Below are 15,681 nucleotides of genomic sequence, written 5' to 3'. Positions count from 1 at the left end.
CCGGGAGTCGCTATTTTGCGGAAGCTTGTTTTGGGCATCCAAGCCCAAGCAAGCGGCAAATACTTAACGCGACCGTTTATGCCTACGGCGCCCCGACCGTCCTGCGTACGTTGCGTAATCACCTCTTCGCGGCTCTACACAACTCCCTCAGTGACTCTACGCCGACATAAAGCCGCTGCTGCATCTTCTTCGTCGTCCGCTCGCGCTCTCAACTACGAATAGGCAGACGGCGTCGACTATCCGGACTAACCGCCCTCACTTCGCTCTCCATGGCGGTCAGCGAATGGATTGACGATGATTAACTCATCGCCAAATATTAAGGAGTGTGGAGTCGCCCACAGCTTGCGACGTTTTATTTCATCCGGGTCACATCAATGCTACGCAGTGTAGAAGATCGCGTACAATTTCTAGTCACCTTTCTCCTAGCACTCCTTCTTCCTGCTAGCCTATCTGCCAATCCGCTTGCAGAGCCCATTACCCCCGTTCCCCACCCTGTATTCAGCGATCTTGAGATCGAAAAGATAGCGCTCGGCAAACAGCTCTTCCACGACAGACGTCTCTCCAAAGACAACTCCACCAGTTGTGCCACCTGTCACATCATCGATAGTGCGGGTATTGATGGGACAGCGGTTTCGACGCTAGGGGTCGGTGGCGCAACAGGAACCGTTAACGCCCCTACCGTTTTAATAGCCGATTCAATGTCTCACAATTTTGGAATGCGTGCGGACACACTGGAGGAGCAGGCAGCAGGCCGGTCACAATCCCATTGAGATGGGCTCCACCTGGAATGAGGTACTGATCAAACTTCGTGACGATGCTGCCTACGCCAGTAAATTCAATCAGATCTATAGCGACTTCATTACATCTGACAATATCGTTGACGCCATTGCCACCTACGAACGCTCGCTGGTAACAGTTGATGCGCCATTTGATCGCTACCTCAGAGGTGAGGAATCGGCAATACCGAAACGAGCCCTAGAGGGTTATCGTCTATTCAAATCGTATGGCTGTATCGCCTGCCACCAGGGAGTGAATGTCGGTGGCAATATGTATAGCCGCATGGGGGCGATGGACCTCTACTTCACTAAAGTAGAGGATGAGAGTGATCTGGGTCGCTTCTCTGTAACCGGAAATGAGGCTGACCGCCACGCTTTCAAAGTACCAAGTCTAAGGCTCGCGGTAAAAAGCGCCCCCTACTTCCACGACGGTTCCATTGCCACCCTTGAAGAGGCCGTCAGCACCATGGCTCGATATCAACTTGGCCGGGAGATTTCCGACCAGGACACCGCGCTGATTATCGACTTTCTACACTCACTGGTGGGCAAGCCCTACGAGGTGCCTGAGCAGTGAAACAGGAACGTTTCATCACCATAGCTGCAATACTGCTCCTGCTCTCGATTGTCATGGCGGGACACTTCCTGATGCAACAGAACCTTGCCAGTGAAGAGTACACCGCCAGGATGGAGCTGCTTCAGCGTGCCAATCAGCTCAATACCCAGCTCGACCGTGATGTGCAGCGCATTCTTACCCTGCGCCCACACCACTACGACTCAGTTGTTGAAACCGTTAGCCAGATTCGAGCCAACCGCAAACTGATCGGTTCAACTGATGTCGGACTACGCGGCATTATCGACAAGCGCTTTGATTCCCAGATAGATCAGTTTCTCGAGAGCAGTCAACTTAAAAGCGAGATTCTCGAACGAATAAAGCTGGAGGCGGCACTGCTCAGGAACTCGCTCCAGTATCTGCCAGGACTCATTGATGAACTGCACACTGAGACCAAATTCAGCACCTCTGACTTTGGCACACACCTGCTCGGCGCCTTTCTCAACTACAACCTATTTCCCAGCAGCGATCACCAGCAGCGTCTGGAGCAGCTAATCAAGGATTTAAAGGTGCCGGTATGGACAGAGAGCCTTCACAAGCTACGCAGCAGCATCCTGCTCCATCTCACAGCCAACATAAAACATCGTGAACAAATATCTTCCCTGATCATCGACTATGACCAACTCCCCAGCAGCCAGCTGTTGGCACAGGTACGTAGTCGTTACGAAAGCTTCTACAAGTCTCAATCAGAGCACTTCTACACCATCAGTCAGATACTGATCGTACTGGTACTGAGTCTGATTGCCGGGCTTACCTACACCCTCTATCAGATACGCATAGCCCGTGCCGCAAGCGACAGCGCCAATCGCCAGCTGCACGACGCCCTGGAGAGCATCTCTGAAGCCTTTGTCCTGTTCGATGACGACAATCGCCTGGTACTCTGGAATCGCCAATATGCTGAACTTTTTGGTGAATCTGCCGATCTGCTTCAGCTCGGTGTGAGTCAGACGGAGCTGGCAGAACACTATCTGGAACGTGGCGATTATGCCGCCAACAGCAGCATGCTCAATGACCTGCTGCTCAACAGTAGCAGTGAGGTTGGTGGTAGCGAAATTCTGGTCAATAACTGCCACTATCTGGTTAACAGCAGCACCATCTCAACGGGTGGCATCGCAAGTGTCTATGTCGATATCACCGAGCGCATCGAGATGGAGCGTAAGCTCTACGGTCTGTCACAGGCGGTTGAACAGAGTCCTGCCTCAATCTTGGTCACCGATACCAAAGGCAACATCGAATATGTAAATCCCAAGTTCGTCGAACTGACTGGCTATAGCGAAGAAGAGATCATCGGACAGAATCCACGCATTCTCAAATCTGGCAAGACCAGTAGTGAAGAGTATAAGCAGATGTGGAAGACGATCGACTCTGGTGGCGAATGGCGTGGTGAGTTCCTCAACAAACACAAAAACGGCGACCTTTACTGGGAGTTCGCATCAATCTCAGGCATCCGGGATAAAAATGGTGAGATCACCAACTATCTGGCGGTCAAAGAGGATATCACCGAGCGTAAACAGGTTGAGGAGCAGCTTCGAATCGCTGCTGCAGTATTTAATACCAGCAACGAAGGTATTGTCGTTACCAACGCCGACAACCAGATCATGGCGGTTAACCCGAGTTTCACAAAAATCACCGGTTATCGCAGTGAAGAGGTGATCGGTAAAAACCCCAACCTACTCAACTCCGGACAGCACGGTCCCGAGTTTTACAATGAGATGTGGGTACAGCTGCAGGAGAAGGGGTACTGGGAGGGTGAGATCTGGAACCGAAGCAAATCGGGCGAGGTCTACCCCGAGTGGCTCTCACTCTCGGTGATCAAAGATGATGAAGGCAATGTTATTGAGCACATCGCCATCTTCAGCGATATCACCCAGCGCAAAAACGCCGAAGAGAAGATCCGCTGGCAGGCCAATTACGATGCCATCACCGGTCTGCCTAACCGCACCCTGTTCCGTGATCGCCTCTCATCGGCCATCAGCAACGCCCACCGTGAGGGATGGACCTCGGCGCTGCTCTTCATCGACCTCGATCACTTCAAGATCGTCAACGATACTCTGGGACACGCCGTCGGCGATGATCTGCTGAAATCGGGAGTCGCTATTTTTGCGAAAGTTTGTTTTGGGCATCCAAGCCCAAGCAAACAGCAAAACTTAACGCGACCATTTATGCCTACGGCGCCCCGACCGTCCTGCGTTCGTCGCGTAATCACCTCTTCGCGGCTCTACACAACTCCCTCAGTGACTCTACGCCGACATAAAGCCGCTGCTGCATCTTCTTCGTCGTCCGCTCGCGCTCTCAACTACGAATATGCAGACGGCGTCGACTATCGCGGACTAACCGCCTTCGCTTCGCTATCCATGGCGGTCAGCGCAGGTCGCCGAGCGTTTAATCGACTGCGTACGCGAGGCGGATACCGTTGCGCGACTCGGCGGTGATGAGTTCACCGTAATTCTGCAAGGGATCAACCATAGTGACGATGCTGCCGCCGTGGCACAGAAGATCATCAACAAGATTTCTGAACCGTTCATTCTCGAGGGTAATGAAACCTTCATTGGTGCAAGTATCGGTATTACCCTCTACCCCGATGATGCCTCTGATGCTGATGATCTGATCCGTAATGCCGACATGGCGATGTATCGCGCCAAAGATGCGGGACGCAATGACTACCGCTTCTTCACCTTTACTATGAACGAGCAGGTATTCGAGCGCATGCAGCTGGAGAAAGATATGCGCGCAGGTCTTGAGCGCAATGAGTTCTTCCTCGAATACCAACCAATTGTCGATACCGTAAATGAACAGACGGTTCATGCCGAGGCACTAGTACGCTGGCAACATCCAGAGCATGGTCTGATACCACCCGATCGCTTTATTTCGCTTGCAGAGGAGTCTGGCTTGATCAACCAGCTCGGCTGGTGGGTACTGGAAAACGCCTGCGCTCAGGCCAAACAGTGGAGCTTGAACGGCTACCCGGTCGGCATCTCCGTCAATCTCTCTTCTCGGCAGATCAAGGCCGGATTGAGTTCGGAGAAAATCGTAACGATGCTGAATGAGGTCGGACTCGAACCTACTCTGCTGACACTTGAAATCACCGAAGGGCTGCTGCTTGACGATACCGAAGAGACACTGCTCTGGCTCAACACCATCAAGCAGACCGGCGTGAAACTCTCGGTCGACGATTTTGGCACCGGCTTCTCATCACTCAGCTATCTGAAACGTTTCCCAGTCAACATCATCAAGATCGACAAGGGTTTTGTTCAGGACGTCACCCACGACCACGATGACGCCACTCTGGTGAAGGCGATTATCGGCCTTGCCGAAAGTTTCAATATCAATGTGGTAGCTGAAGGTGTTGAGACCGAGGGACAGCTTAAATTCCTACGACAGCACAACTGCGACATGATCCAGGGCTTCTACTATAGTCGTCCCCTCGCCGCAGAGAACCTGCTCGGCTACCTCAAACAGGGTGCAGCAGCTTAAAGACTATCAGGCCTTCCAGTGGTGCAACTCCCACTGCCAAGCGTGTTCAATAATAGTATCTAGCGCACTGAATTCTGGCTGCCAACCGAGTTCAGTAATAGCCCGCGATGCATCCGCCACCAGTATGGCTGCATCACCATCACGCGCCGGGCAATCCTCTATCTGAATCTCACGCCCCGTGACACGCACCGCTGCATCAATCAGCTGCTGAACAGAGTAGCCATTACCGTTACCGAGATTGTAAACACCACTCCCCTTCCCAGCCTTAAGCCAATCGAGCGCCAGTAGATGGGCACTGCAGAGATCAACCACATGCACATAGTCACGAATGCAGGTGCCATCATCCGTCGCATAATCACGCCCATAAAGCTGGATCGATTTATGTCGTCCAGAGGCGGCCTGGAGTACCAACGGAATCAGGTGGGTCTCGGGTTGATGTCGCTCCCCCAACTGATGCCCTGGATCCGCTCCAGCCGCGTTAAAGTAGCGTAGCGAGATCGATTTCAGAGCGTAGGCACGATCGTAATCCTGCAATATCTGCTCAACCATCAGCTTCGAACGTCCGTAGGGGTTAATCGGCGTTGTGGGGTGTGCTTCATCGATCGGCGAGTATTCGGGTTCACCGTAGACAGCGGCAGTAGATGAGAAGACCAGCTCTTTCACTCCGTGGCTCACCATCGCATCGAGAAGATTCAGCGTTGCGGCTACATTGTTCTGATAGTACTCAGCGGGTTCAACAACCGACTCCCCGACAGCGATGAAGGATGCAAAGTGCACCACACAATCAAACGAGTGCTGGTTCATCAGCGTATCTAACAGACCGCGATCACCCAGGTCACCCTCAACAAACTCTCCACCAACAACGGCATCGCGATGGCCGTTACAAAGATTATCCAGCGTTACTACCTGATGGCTCGCTGCAAGCAGCATTTTGACCATGTGCGAGCCGATATATCCGGCTCCACCGACGACTAAAACCTTCATACTCAGAACTCGTTATCCATTCATTTGGAACGCAACACTATAACAGCGGAGATAATCGGGATAGTTAGGGCAACACAGTACAAGGCCAAGCCAAGCCAACGCAACGCGTCAGACGCCCAACAAACAAACGGAATGAGTAAAACGTACTAAAGGCTCAGGAGAGTCCCTTGATAACTGCCTTGATCAGCTCATCGGCAACAAACTTGGTCAGGATGTCGTTGGCGCCACAGGTGGTCGCCTTATCCTCATTGATCGCACCGTTAAGTGAGGTGTGCAGCAGCACATAGCTGTCGGAGAATTCAGGATCATTTCTGAGTTCACGGGTAAAGGTATAGCCATCCATCTCCGGCATCTCGATATCGGAGATAATCATATCGACACCAGCGCCATTATCACCCTCATCACTCGAGAGCTGACGCAGTTTTTTCAGTGCCTCAACCCCATCCTGGGCCTCGATGGTGACAATACCGACGCTATTGAGAGTTTGGTTGATCTGGTGTCTCGCCATACGGGAATCGTCGATCACCGGGGAGTCGCTATTTTTGCGAAAGTTTGTTTTGGGCATCCAAGCCCAAGCAAACAGCAAAACTTCACGCGACCGTTTATGCCTGCGGCGCCCCGACGATCCTGCGTACGTTGCGTAATCACCTCTTCGCGGCTCTACACAACTCCCTCAGTGACTCTACGCCGACATAAAGCCGTGCTGCATCTTCTCCGTCGTTCGCTCGCGCTCTCAACTACGAATAGGCAGACGGCGTCGACTATCGGGACTAACCGCCCTCACTTCGCTCTCCATGGCGGTCAGCGACAGAATGCGCTTACCTTCGAGTAGCGCAGCCTGGTTGCCGTCGAGACTAAGGTCGGCCGCTGTTACCACCTCTGAACCGACCACCTCACCAATGATGCGTTCAACATCGAGAATCTGCACCAGCTCCTTTTCGATATCGGTCACACCCGTGATGTAACTACCCAACCCACTCCCTTTGGGCGGAGGAAGAACATCCTTCCAGTCGCAGACCGCAATTCGATCCACCTTACTGACGAGGAAACCAATCATGACACGGTTAAATTCCGAGACGATGACTGAGGCATCAACATCCTCACTCTCGGGAAGTGGTGCCAGGCCAACGGATTGAGAGAGATCGATAATAGTGAGCGTCTCGCCACGGAGGTGGGAGACACCGCGTACAGCGGGATGACTCTCAGGGACATGGGTCAGTTCGGGACAACCGATGACCTCTTTGACCTTGAGAACATTGATACCGTAGCGCTGTTTGCTACCGAGATGGAACAGAAGTAACTCAAATCTATTCTCATTCGCCGCTTCCATCCTACCTCCGCAGGGTATTGAGATCTGTTGCTAGTAGAGTTAGAGGCTGTTGAGTTCCATCATCTCTTCCTCGGTCAACATCTTGTTGGAATCGAGGAGAATTAACAGACCACTTTCACGATTGCTCAATCCACTGATGTAGTTAGCCGTGTTGCCACTGCCGGTATCGGGAGCAGGCTCAATATCGGCCGCGTTAAGCTCAGCCACATCATTAACACTATCGACCAGGAAACCGATCACGGTATCTGCAGTTTCGAGAATCAGGATACGTGAGGAATCATCCGCCTCATGTATCGGTAGACCGAAGCGGGTACGGGTATCGATAATTGAAACAACATTGCCACGTAGATTGATAATTCCGAGTACATAGCCCGGTGCGCCGGGGACAGGAGAGATTTCAGTGTTGCGTAGCACTTCACGCACCTGCATCACATCGATGCCGTAACTCTCATCAGCCAAGCGAAAAGTCACCCATCGCGAAATTGGGTTCTTCTGTGCTTCAACCATTTGATTCATTGCCCTACTCCCTCGCCTCAGCTCAAGATTTAGTTATTGCCGCTCCGACCATCGTGAGATAGAGCCTGCATTCATTAAAGACCTCATAAGATAAGGCGCTTCACCACCCAATCGCAACAACAATTTATCCTTCGGACGTGGAGAGCTAGTACTCTGATTCGAGAAAACTGAGACACCCACGGAGCATTGCGATAACACCCATCGTCCGTTTGAGCGGCAACCTCAGTGGAAACTTTAGACAAGTTAGCAGAGTGTTGCCATCACAAACCGCAGTAACCTGAGAACAGAAAGTGATTATCCGGTTTCTCGAATAGCCGCAATTTCTGTAGAATTACCCTATTCAGCAGCGGGTATCGCTGTCACCACATAATAAGACCGACTGGTTTAGACCCCGTCCACTCGTGAGTTAATGTAATTATGAGTAACACAAGCGAAGAGCTGGTACAGCTCACGATCAACGGTAACGAGATCACCGCCCCCTCCTCACTCTCAGTGATTCAGGCGCTCTGGCACGCCGGTTACCCGCGGGTGAAGAGCGTTGGCTGCCTTGAGGGTGTCTGTGGATCGTGTCGCGTCCTGGTTCGTCGTGAAGATGATGCCGATGTCTCAATGGAACTCGGCTGCCAGACCCTGGTTGAGAATGGCATGCAGGTGATCTTCCTGGTCTTCCCCACGCCAACCCACCACACCTACCAGCTCGATGAGATAAAGAACTCTTGGGATGTGCAGGCACAGTTCCACCGCATCTTCCCCGAGGCACAGGATTGTCGTCACTGTGGCGGTTGTGTGAAGACCTGCCCCAAGGGTATCGATGTCGAGCATGGTGTCAGGCTCGCCAACAAGGGGCGTTTCAAGGAGGCAGGCGATCTCTTTATTGAGTGCATCATGTGTAACCTCTGCATGACTGCCTGCCCGGAGCTGATCTCACCCAACCACGTTGGGCTATTCTCACGCCGGGTGACCGCATACTTCCACATCCGCCCCTCTAATCTGATCAATCGTCTCGAGGCACTTCGCACCGATCAACTGCAGATCATTAAGTAGTCCGTTACCAGAGATCGGACGATAAAGAGAGCTATGAGTAAAGGCACCCCCTACAAAGAGGCACTGGCACGGTTTCAGCAGGTTCACGGCACCGCTCATGAACTGCCAGACACATCTGTCGATGTTGATGCCCTGCTACGCGACCACCATCCCGACCATCTCGGCGGTTCGATTGTCGACCTGGAGGTCGGCGCCAATCGCGGTGAACGTTGCCACCGCCAGCTGGCTGACATGCTGCAGTCCAATGCTCGCATCGACGAGGCCGATCTGGCCGGCGCCAAGACGGTCGAGACCGATGTGCTGATCATTGGCGGCGGTGGCGCCGGTTGCGCTGCCGCACTGACCGCTGCCAAAGAGGGTGCGCGGGTCATTCTCACCACCAAGCTGCGCCTGGGTGACAGCAACACCGTCATGGCCGAGGGCGGCATTCAGGCCTCCATCGACAAAGATGACACCCCGCAGATCCATTATGACGATACCCTTCGTGGTGGCCACAACCTGGCCGATAAGGATCTGGTCGCGAAGATGGTCCTGGACGGCCCCGATGTAATCCGCTGGCTGATCAAACAGGGCATGCAGTTCGATGTCGACGAGTTTGGCGACCTGCTCACCCGGCGTGCTGGCGGCACCACCGCCGATCGTGTCGTCTATTTCCGCGACTACACCGGCCTTGAAATGATGCGCGTGCTACGTGAATCGGTGCTCAACCGTGAGATCGAGGTGTGGCACTACAGCCCCGCCGTTGAGCTGCTCTCCGATGAGCAGGGCCACTGCGCTGGTGCCGTCATTACCGATCTGAAAAAACGCCGTAACGTACTGGTAAAGGCGAAATCGGTGATCATGGCGACTGGCGGCATCGGTCGCATGCACCTCAACGCCTTTCCCACCTCCAACCACTTCGGCGCGACCGGTGATGGTTTGGTGCTCACCTATCGTCTCGGTGCCCAGCTACGCGACCTCGACTCTTTCCAGTATCACCCCTCGGGCCTTGCCTACCCGCACCACCTGGCCGGTACCCTGATTACCGAGGGTGTACGTTCTGCCGGGGCGCAGATGATCAACGCCGAGGGCCAACGTTTCGTCGACGAGCTAAAACCACGCGACCACGTATCCTCTGCCATCATTCGTGAGTGCGCTGAGGGACGCGGTGTTGATGCGGGTGAGAGTGGTATCGGAATCTGGCTCGATACACCCGGACTCGATCTGCGCAACCCCGGCATCATCAACAAACGTTTTCCCAAGCTGGTCCAGCTCGGCAAAAAGAGCGGGATCGATCCAGCTAAAACACCGCTGCTCATCTACCCCACCCTCCACTACCAGAACGGTGGTGTAGTAATCGATGAGAACGGCCAGACCACCGTACCCAACCTCTACTGCGTTGGTGAGGTCAGTGGCGGACTACACGGCAAGAATCGCATGATGGGTAACGCGCTGCTGGAGATCATCAGCTTCGGCCGTCGTGCCGGCCATGTTGCGGCACAGAGCGGCTATCAGCGTCGTCACAATAAGGTCTCAATCGCCCATCTTGGGCCTATGCAGCGCGACCTGACCCTGGCCAAGATGCCGATGGATCTGCAGGGGCCAATGCTCTTCCCCGACTACGCAAAATTCGATTCTGATGCTGAATATGAAGGGTTACGTAAAACCCGCAACCGGGAGGAGGAGTGACCATGGAGCGACTTAACCAGGTACTACTCAACTCGGATAACCGTATCGGCCCCGACCTTGAGGCGTGGCTTGCAGGTAACGGCGGAAAGGGTCTGGAGCGAGCACTGCAGATGGAACCCCCAGCGATCATTGAGATGATCGAGCAGGCGGGCCTGCGTGGACTCGGCGGCAGCGGTTTTCCCACACACAAGAAGTGGGGCTTCGTTGCGGCCCATGCGGGTACCGGCGAGAAATACCTGATCTGCAATGGCAACGAGGATGAACCAGGCACCTTCAAGGACCGCATTCTGCTACATGAGTGCCCCCATCAGGTGATCGAAGGTGCCACGATTGCCGCATTGGCAACCGGCATTAACCGCGTCGTCTTCTATATCAACCCTGAGCAGGAGAGCTCACTCGAGTCGATGCGCCGCGCCGTCGCCCAGTGGCTCGACTCAAACCTCTATAGCCAGCTCTCCGATCACTACGAGGGTGATTTCGAGTACCGCGTGGTTGAGAGCTCTGGCTACTATATCGGTGGCGAAGAGACCGCCGCAATCGAATCGGTCGAAGGGAAATTCCCCTTCCCTCGTGGCAAACCCCCCTTTCCTGCAGAATCCGGCGTACACGGCTGCCCGACCCTGATTAACAATATCGAGACCCTCTCCAACGTCTCGCACATCCTGCGTAACGGCGTCGAGTGGTATCAGGAGTTGGGACTGGGTGAGACCTCGGGCACCAAGATCTACTCACTCAGTGGCGATGTACTCAAACCCGGCGTCTACGAGCTACCGATGGGAATCCCACTTGATGAGCTGATCAACGACTACGGCGGTGGCATGCTGATGGACAAGCAGCTAAAGGCGGTCTTCACCGGCGGCCCCTCCAACACCATCCTTACCCCCAAGGATCTCGATGTACCGCTCGATTTCGAATCGGTCGCCAAGCGCCGTTCGGCGCTGGGAACCGGTGCGATGATCGTCATCTCCGAAGGCACCGGTATCGTCAAGCGGGTGACCGAGTACATCAACTTCTTCGCCCAGAACTCCTGTGGACAGTGCCCACCGTGCAAGACCGGCACCTACTACGTCGCGCTTCTGCTCGGTAAGATCGACACCGGCGAGGGGAGCCGCGCCGATCTCGACGCACTGATCAACCTCTGCAAGATCCTGCCCGGCAGTGGCCGCTGCCACCTGCTCGATGGTGCGATCAAGGTACTCGACAGCTCGCTCTACCACTTCATGGATGAGTACGAACGCTCGCTGGCCTATTAAGGTTTGGGGGTGTCTAGCTAAAGGTCACACCCAACACCTATTCCCTGCTACCTAGATCTTCACCTGCATCGCCTCATTAACCAGGTGCTGCCCCTCGGTCTGCAGGAACTCGATAAAGCTCTGTGCTGCAGGCGAGAGATTTTTCTCTTTGCGATGAATCACATTCCAGCGACGGCGCAGCGGGAAACCCTCCACTTTTAGTACCTTGATCTGTCCTGCAGCGATCTCCAGGCGTAGGTTATGCAGCGACAGGGCTGAGATGCCCAGTCCCGCCATTACCCCCTGCTTGATTGCCTCAGCACTACCGAGCTCCATATAGGGGTTGATACTGAGCCCCTGATCTTCAAAAAACTCCTCCACCACCTTGCGATTCCCCGAACCCGATTCACGCACTAGAAAACGCTCCTCGGTCAGCTGCTTGAGGGTGATCTTGCGTTTGCTCGCCAACGGGTGGTTGGGGCTGGCTACCACGGCGATGACGTTCTCCAGAAAGGGAACCGCCTCGACATCAAGGTCATCGGGGACATGCCCCATGACGTAGAGGTCATCCTCGTTATCCCCAACCCGCTCCAGCAGACTGGCGCGGTTGGCCACCTTAAGCTTTGGCTCCACATCGGGGTAGCGACGAAGAAAGGCACCAAGCAGATGGGGCAGGAAGTACTTTGCCGAGGTCACCGCAGTCACGGTGAGGGTGCCGGCAACCTCGCCGCTGAGAGAGTCGATGGCACCATCTAACTCTGCCAGTCTCCCCAGCACATCCTTACTGGCATCGTAGAGCTCGCGCCCGACCTCGGTGAGGGTAATACGACGACCAACATGTTCAAACAGAGCCTTACCGACATTCTCCTCCAACCGCTTGACCTGGATCGAAACGGCGGGCTGAGAGAGGTGGATCTCCTCGGCAGCTCGAGTAAAGCTTTTATGGCGGGCAACCGCCTCAAACAGGCGCAGCTGCTGCAGGGTTGCGTGAATCATTGCCTATAATCTCTATTAATAAAATCAATACTATATACATATGTATATGTTAAATATAAAAACAATTAACTGTTATTTATCATTATTATCCCTTATAAAGTCAAGCCTTTAGAACTACAGGGTCATTACCGCTCTAACACAACAGTGAGCCGTAACCCTATATAAATAGAATTTTGCAATCCATGAAATCCATTTCATAGGGAAACAGATGTCAAACACTACAGAAGCTCAGGTCATCGACGAACATATCGTCGAGATCGTCAGTGACTCGGGTGAAGGCGCACAGAAGTGCGGTCAGACCTTCGCTACCATCGGCGCCAAGATGGGCAACGGTATCTGGACCGTCGAGATTATCCCCGCCGAGATCCAGCCCCCAGCCCGCTCCCCGGCCGGCGCCTCCGGTAACCGCATCCGCGTCGGCTCCAAGTACATGACCAACATGGGTAACGAGGCCGATCTTGTAGTCGCCTTCAACGAACAGGTGCTCTACTCCCGTATCGCCAACGGCGCTTATAAAGACGGCACCGTCGTGCTGCTGGAGAACAAGTGGGCCGAGGATCCGCAAGAAGAAATTCGCGAAGCCTACGCAGCTGCCGTTAAGGAGTTCCGCGAGCACGGCCTGATTGTGCACGAGCTGAACTTTGAGAACGAGTGTCTGAAGATAGTCGACAACGCCCGCAAGGGTAAGAACATGTTTGTGCTGGGGATGCTGAGCCGCATCTACAGCCGCGATCCTGAGAAGGGTCTCGCCGAGATCCACAATACCTTCTCCCACAAGGGCGAAAAGGTGATCAAGCCAAACCAGGATCTCTACGATGCCGGTTACGCCTTTGCCCGTGACAACCTCGATTACCACTACGAAATCCCCCTACTCCACCGACGATACAGACAAGCCGATGATGGTGTGCAACGGCAACACCGCACTTGGTCTGGGCGTGATGGCCTCGGGTATGGACATGGTCTCCATGTACCCCATCACCCCGGCCACCTCCGCCTCTCACTATATTGCTGAGGTTTACGACCAGGTCGGCGGTTTCGTCCACCAGGCCGAAGATGAGATCGCCGCGATGGCCTTTGCCATCGGCTCCTCCTTCTCCGGCAAGACCGCTTGTACCATCACCTCCGGTCCCGGTATGGCGCTGAAGACCGAGCTGATGGGTCTGGCCGTTATGGGTGAGATTCCACTGGTCATCGTCGACGTACAGCGTGGAGGCCCTTCCACCGGCCTGCCAACCAAGGTCGAACAGGGTGACCTGCTCTCCTCAATGTTCGGTATGCCGGGTGACGCACCAAAGATCATCCTCGCCGCCGCCACCATCGCCGAATGTTTCCACTTCCCAATCCTGGCGCGCAAGCTGGCTGAATCATTCCGAGGTCCAGTCATCGTACTGACCGACGCCAACCTGGCGACCGGTGTACAGCCCTGGCCGCGTCCCGAGTTGCAGGAGGAGTGGCTCGCCGCACCGGTCGATCAGTCGGAGTGGGATAGCAGCGTTCCCGCCTATGACTGGGATGAAGAGACCGGTCTGTCACAGCGCCCTATTCCTGGTCAGCCCAACGGCATGTACGTACTGACCGGCCTGAGTCACACCAGCCGCTCCAAGGTGGCCTACGATTCCGAGACCAACCAGACCACCATGCAGCACCGCAGCCGCAAGCTGGCGACGCTGCAAAGCACCCTTAAGCCACCCAAGATCAACGGTGATGAGGAAGGTGATCTGCTGGTCGTCGGTTGGGGTTCAACCCTGGTGCCATCGAGGAGGCGGTCGATATCATGCGCGCCAAGGGTGCCAAGGTCTCCAATATCCATCTACGCTTTGTCTCACCACTGGAGCCGGGCCTGACGGAGATCTTCTCCCGCTTCAAGAAGGTGATGACCATCGAGGTCAACTACAGCGATCAGCCCGATGGGCCTCTGATTAATGATGAGAACCGTCGCCGCGCCCAGCTGGCCAATATCCTACGTATGCAGACCCTGGTCGATGTCGACTGCTGGTCAGTTGTCTATGGCCATCCGCTACAGCCGGGTGAACTGGTTGAAGTCCTCGACAGCCACCTCATCACACTGAATTCATAAGGAGTATCACGATGTTTGGTATTAAAGCTGACTGGTCGCTCGATGTTTTCGAGCGCTATTTTACCCTTGGCGACTACTCCGGTGGTGAGGCACGCTGGTGCCCCGGCTGCGGAGACTTCGCCGTTCTGAACACCGTGCACCGCGTGCTGCGCGATGCCCAGCTGCCGCCCGAGAAGAGCGTGGCGGTCTCAGGCATCGGTTGTTCAAGCCGACTGCCCCACTACATGGGCACCTACGGCCTGCACGGCCTGCACGGACGCGCCCTGCCACTGGCCAACGGTGTCAAGGCCCACCGCCCCGACCTCGACCTCTGGGTCGCCACTGGCGACGGCGACTGCTTCTCGATCGGTGCCGGTCCATGGATCCACTCGGTGCGTCTGAATATGGATATGGTGGTACTGGTGTTTGATAACGCCATCTACGGTCTGACCAAGAACCAGACCTCACCCACCAGCCCACAGGGTATGAAGACCAACACCCACCCGGCCGGTGCACCGTTGCCTGAGCTCAATCCATTGACCGTCACCCTCGGCATCACCAACTGCTCCTTCGTGGCGCAGGTGGTCGACTGGAATCCGCCACTGCTCTACCAAACCATCAAGGCGGCCCATCAGCATCGTGGTACCAGCTTCATCCGTATCCTGCAGCGCTGCCCGGTCTTCTCTGAGTCTTTCTGCAAACCGCTGCAGGACAACCCAGACAAGTTTGTACTACTCGAACACGAGAACGGCATCACCCTTGATGACAGCGTCAAGCGCGTCTTCGGCCAGGTTGAACAGCACGACCCGGCCGACTGGCTCGGGGCGATGAAGTACGCCAGGGATGAGGAGCAACTGCCACTCGGTCTGCTCTACCGCGATCCCGACGCAGTGGTCTACGAGGACATCGCCACCAAGGACCTTGGCAAGAGTGATGAAGAGAAGATAGCGGCCATCAATAAAGCGATGGACGCCTTTGCCATCTAACCGGGAAAC

Annotated in this window: 16 protein-coding genes and 1 pseudogene; 12 read left to right on the top strand and 5 right to left on the bottom strand. The window is 54.8% G+C overall.

From position 1 onward, the window contains the following. Positions 1–15: 15 nt before the first annotated feature. The 4 genes and pseudogenes from HUE57_RS12175 to HUE57_RS12160 all read left to right on the top strand — a co-directional run bounded on the left by HUE57_RS12175 (position 16) and on the right by HUE57_RS12160 (position 4,860). Positions 16–222, top strand: coding sequence for a hypothetical protein (locus HUE57_RS12175; RefSeq protein WP_174673177.1), 207 nt, complete (start codon positions 16–18; stop codon positions 220–222). A gap of 152 nt (positions 223–374) precedes the next feature. Next, a pseudogene (locus tag HUE57_RS20330) lies at positions 375–1,350 on the top strand (cytochrome-c peroxidase). Next, positions 1,347–3,818 (top strand): PAS domain S-box protein, encoded by a 2,472-nt coding sequence (locus HUE57_RS12165; protein ID WP_174673279.1) that lies wholly within the window; start codon positions 1,347–1,349, stop codon positions 3,816–3,818. Before HUE57_RS20330 ends, HUE57_RS12165 begins: the two are co-directional and overlap by 4 nt. Next, on the top strand, positions 3,772–4,860 hold the full coding sequence (locus tag HUE57_RS12160; protein ID WP_236860720.1) for a putative bifunctional diguanylate cyclase/phosphodiesterase: 1,089 nt from the start codon (positions 3,772–3,774) through the stop codon (positions 4,858–4,860). The genes HUE57_RS12165 and HUE57_RS12160 overlap by 47 nt, the downstream gene beginning before the upstream one ends. 6 nt (positions 4,861–4,866) lie before the next feature. On the opposite strand, the gene galE is transcribed toward HUE57_RS12160, so the two are convergent. Further along, positions 4,867–5,844, bottom strand: a complete 978-nt coding sequence (galE, locus tag HUE57_RS12155; protein ID WP_078484914.1) for a UDP-glucose 4-epimerase GalE — start codon at positions 5,842–5,844, stop codon at positions 4,867–4,869. A gap of 154 nt (positions 5,845–5,998) precedes the next feature. Further along, on the bottom strand, positions 5,999–6,352 hold the full coding sequence (locus HUE57_RS12150) for a response regulator (protein ID WP_174673277.1): 354 nt from the start codon (positions 6,350–6,352) through the stop codon (positions 5,999–6,001). On the opposite strand from HUE57_RS12150, the gene HUE57_RS12145 reads away from it, so the two are divergent. Beyond that, complete coding sequence (locus HUE57_RS12145; RefSeq protein WP_174673276.1) at positions 6,341–6,676, top strand: hypothetical protein; 336 nt, start codon at positions 6,341–6,343, stop codon at positions 6,674–6,676. The genes HUE57_RS12150 and HUE57_RS12145 overlap by 12 nt on opposite strands. On the opposite strand, the gene HUE57_RS12140 is transcribed toward HUE57_RS12145, so the two are convergent. Together HUE57_RS12140 and HUE57_RS12135 are read right to left on the bottom strand one after the other, a co-directional pair. Further along, entirely contained in the window at positions 6,578–7,174 is a 597-nt protein-coding gene (locus HUE57_RS12140; protein ID WP_174673275.1) for a chemotaxis protein CheW, read from the bottom strand. The genes HUE57_RS12145 and HUE57_RS12140 overlap by 99 nt on opposite strands. 39 nt (positions 7,175–7,213) lie before the next feature. Continuing rightward, the gene (locus tag HUE57_RS12135) at positions 7,214–7,690 is read right to left on the bottom strand and encodes a chemotaxis protein CheW (protein WP_236725774.1); all 477 of its coding nucleotides are present in this window, start codon (positions 7,688–7,690) and stop codon (positions 7,214–7,216) included. A 417-nt stretch (positions 7,691–8,107) separates the two neighbouring features. Between HUE57_RS12135 and HUE57_RS12130 the strand changes: the two genes are divergently transcribed. Genes HUE57_RS12130 through HUE57_RS12120 form a run of 3 tightly spaced genes read left to right on the top strand, consistent with a single transcriptional unit; the run spans position 8,108 to position 11,655 of the window. Next, the gene (locus HUE57_RS12130; RefSeq protein WP_078484916.1) at positions 8,108–8,734 is read left to right on the top strand and encodes a 4Fe-4S dicluster domain-containing protein; all 627 of its coding nucleotides are present in this window, start codon (positions 8,108–8,110) and stop codon (positions 8,732–8,734) included. Between the two features lie 33 nt (positions 8,735–8,767). After that, positions 8,768–10,402 carry an FAD-dependent oxidoreductase gene (locus tag HUE57_RS12125; RefSeq protein ID WP_078484917.1) on the top strand — a complete coding sequence of 545 codons (1,635 nt, stop codon included), beginning with the start codon at positions 8,768–8,770 and terminating at the stop codon, positions 10,400–10,402. A gap of 2 nt (positions 10,403–10,404) precedes the next feature. Then, complete coding sequence (locus tag HUE57_RS12120; RefSeq protein WP_078484918.1) at positions 10,405–11,655, top strand: complex I 51 kDa subunit family protein; 1,251 nt, start codon at positions 10,405–10,407, stop codon at positions 11,653–11,655. A 51-nt stretch (positions 11,656–11,706) separates the two neighbouring features. On the opposite strand, the gene HUE57_RS12115 is transcribed toward HUE57_RS12120, so the two are convergent. Then, positions 11,707–12,630, bottom strand: a complete 924-nt coding sequence (locus HUE57_RS12115; RefSeq protein WP_174673274.1) for a LysR family transcriptional regulator — start codon at positions 12,628–12,630, stop codon at positions 11,707–11,709. Between the two features lie 208 nt (positions 12,631–12,838). Here HUE57_RS12115 and HUE57_RS19165 point away from each other — a divergent pair, with 208 nt between their 5' ends. From HUE57_RS19165 to HUE57_RS12105, 4 genes are read left to right on the top strand one after another with little or no spacing between them, the layout of a single operon-like run. Beyond that, positions 12,839–13,642: a 2-oxoacid:acceptor oxidoreductase family protein gene (locus HUE57_RS19165; protein ID WP_236860587.1), complete on the top strand. Its 804-nt coding sequence runs from the start codon at positions 12,839–12,841 to the stop codon at positions 13,640–13,642. Further along, a complete protein-coding gene (locus HUE57_RS19160; protein ID WP_236860586.1) occupies positions 13,527–14,474 on the top strand; it encodes a hypothetical protein in 948 nt (315 codons plus the stop codon). Before HUE57_RS19165 ends, HUE57_RS19160 begins: the two co-directional genes overlap by 116 nt. After that, positions 14,405–14,707, top strand: coding sequence for a hypothetical protein (locus HUE57_RS19155; RefSeq protein WP_236860585.1), 303 nt, complete (start codon positions 14,405–14,407; stop codon positions 14,705–14,707). Before HUE57_RS19160 ends, HUE57_RS19155 begins: the two co-directional genes overlap by 70 nt. Positions 14,708–14,718: 11 nt before the next feature. Beyond that, a complete protein-coding gene (locus tag HUE57_RS12105) occupies positions 14,719–15,672 on the top strand; it encodes a thiamine pyrophosphate-dependent enzyme (RefSeq protein ID WP_174673273.1) in 954 nt (317 codons plus the stop codon). Positions 15,673–15,681 lie beyond the last annotated feature (9 nt).

This window comes from Candidatus Reidiella endopervernicosa (assembly GCF_013343005.1).
Lineage (GTDB): Bacteria > Pseudomonadota > Gammaproteobacteria.
Note: the sequence above shows the minus strand (reverse complement) of the source record. Positions and strands in the feature narration are given on the sequence as shown.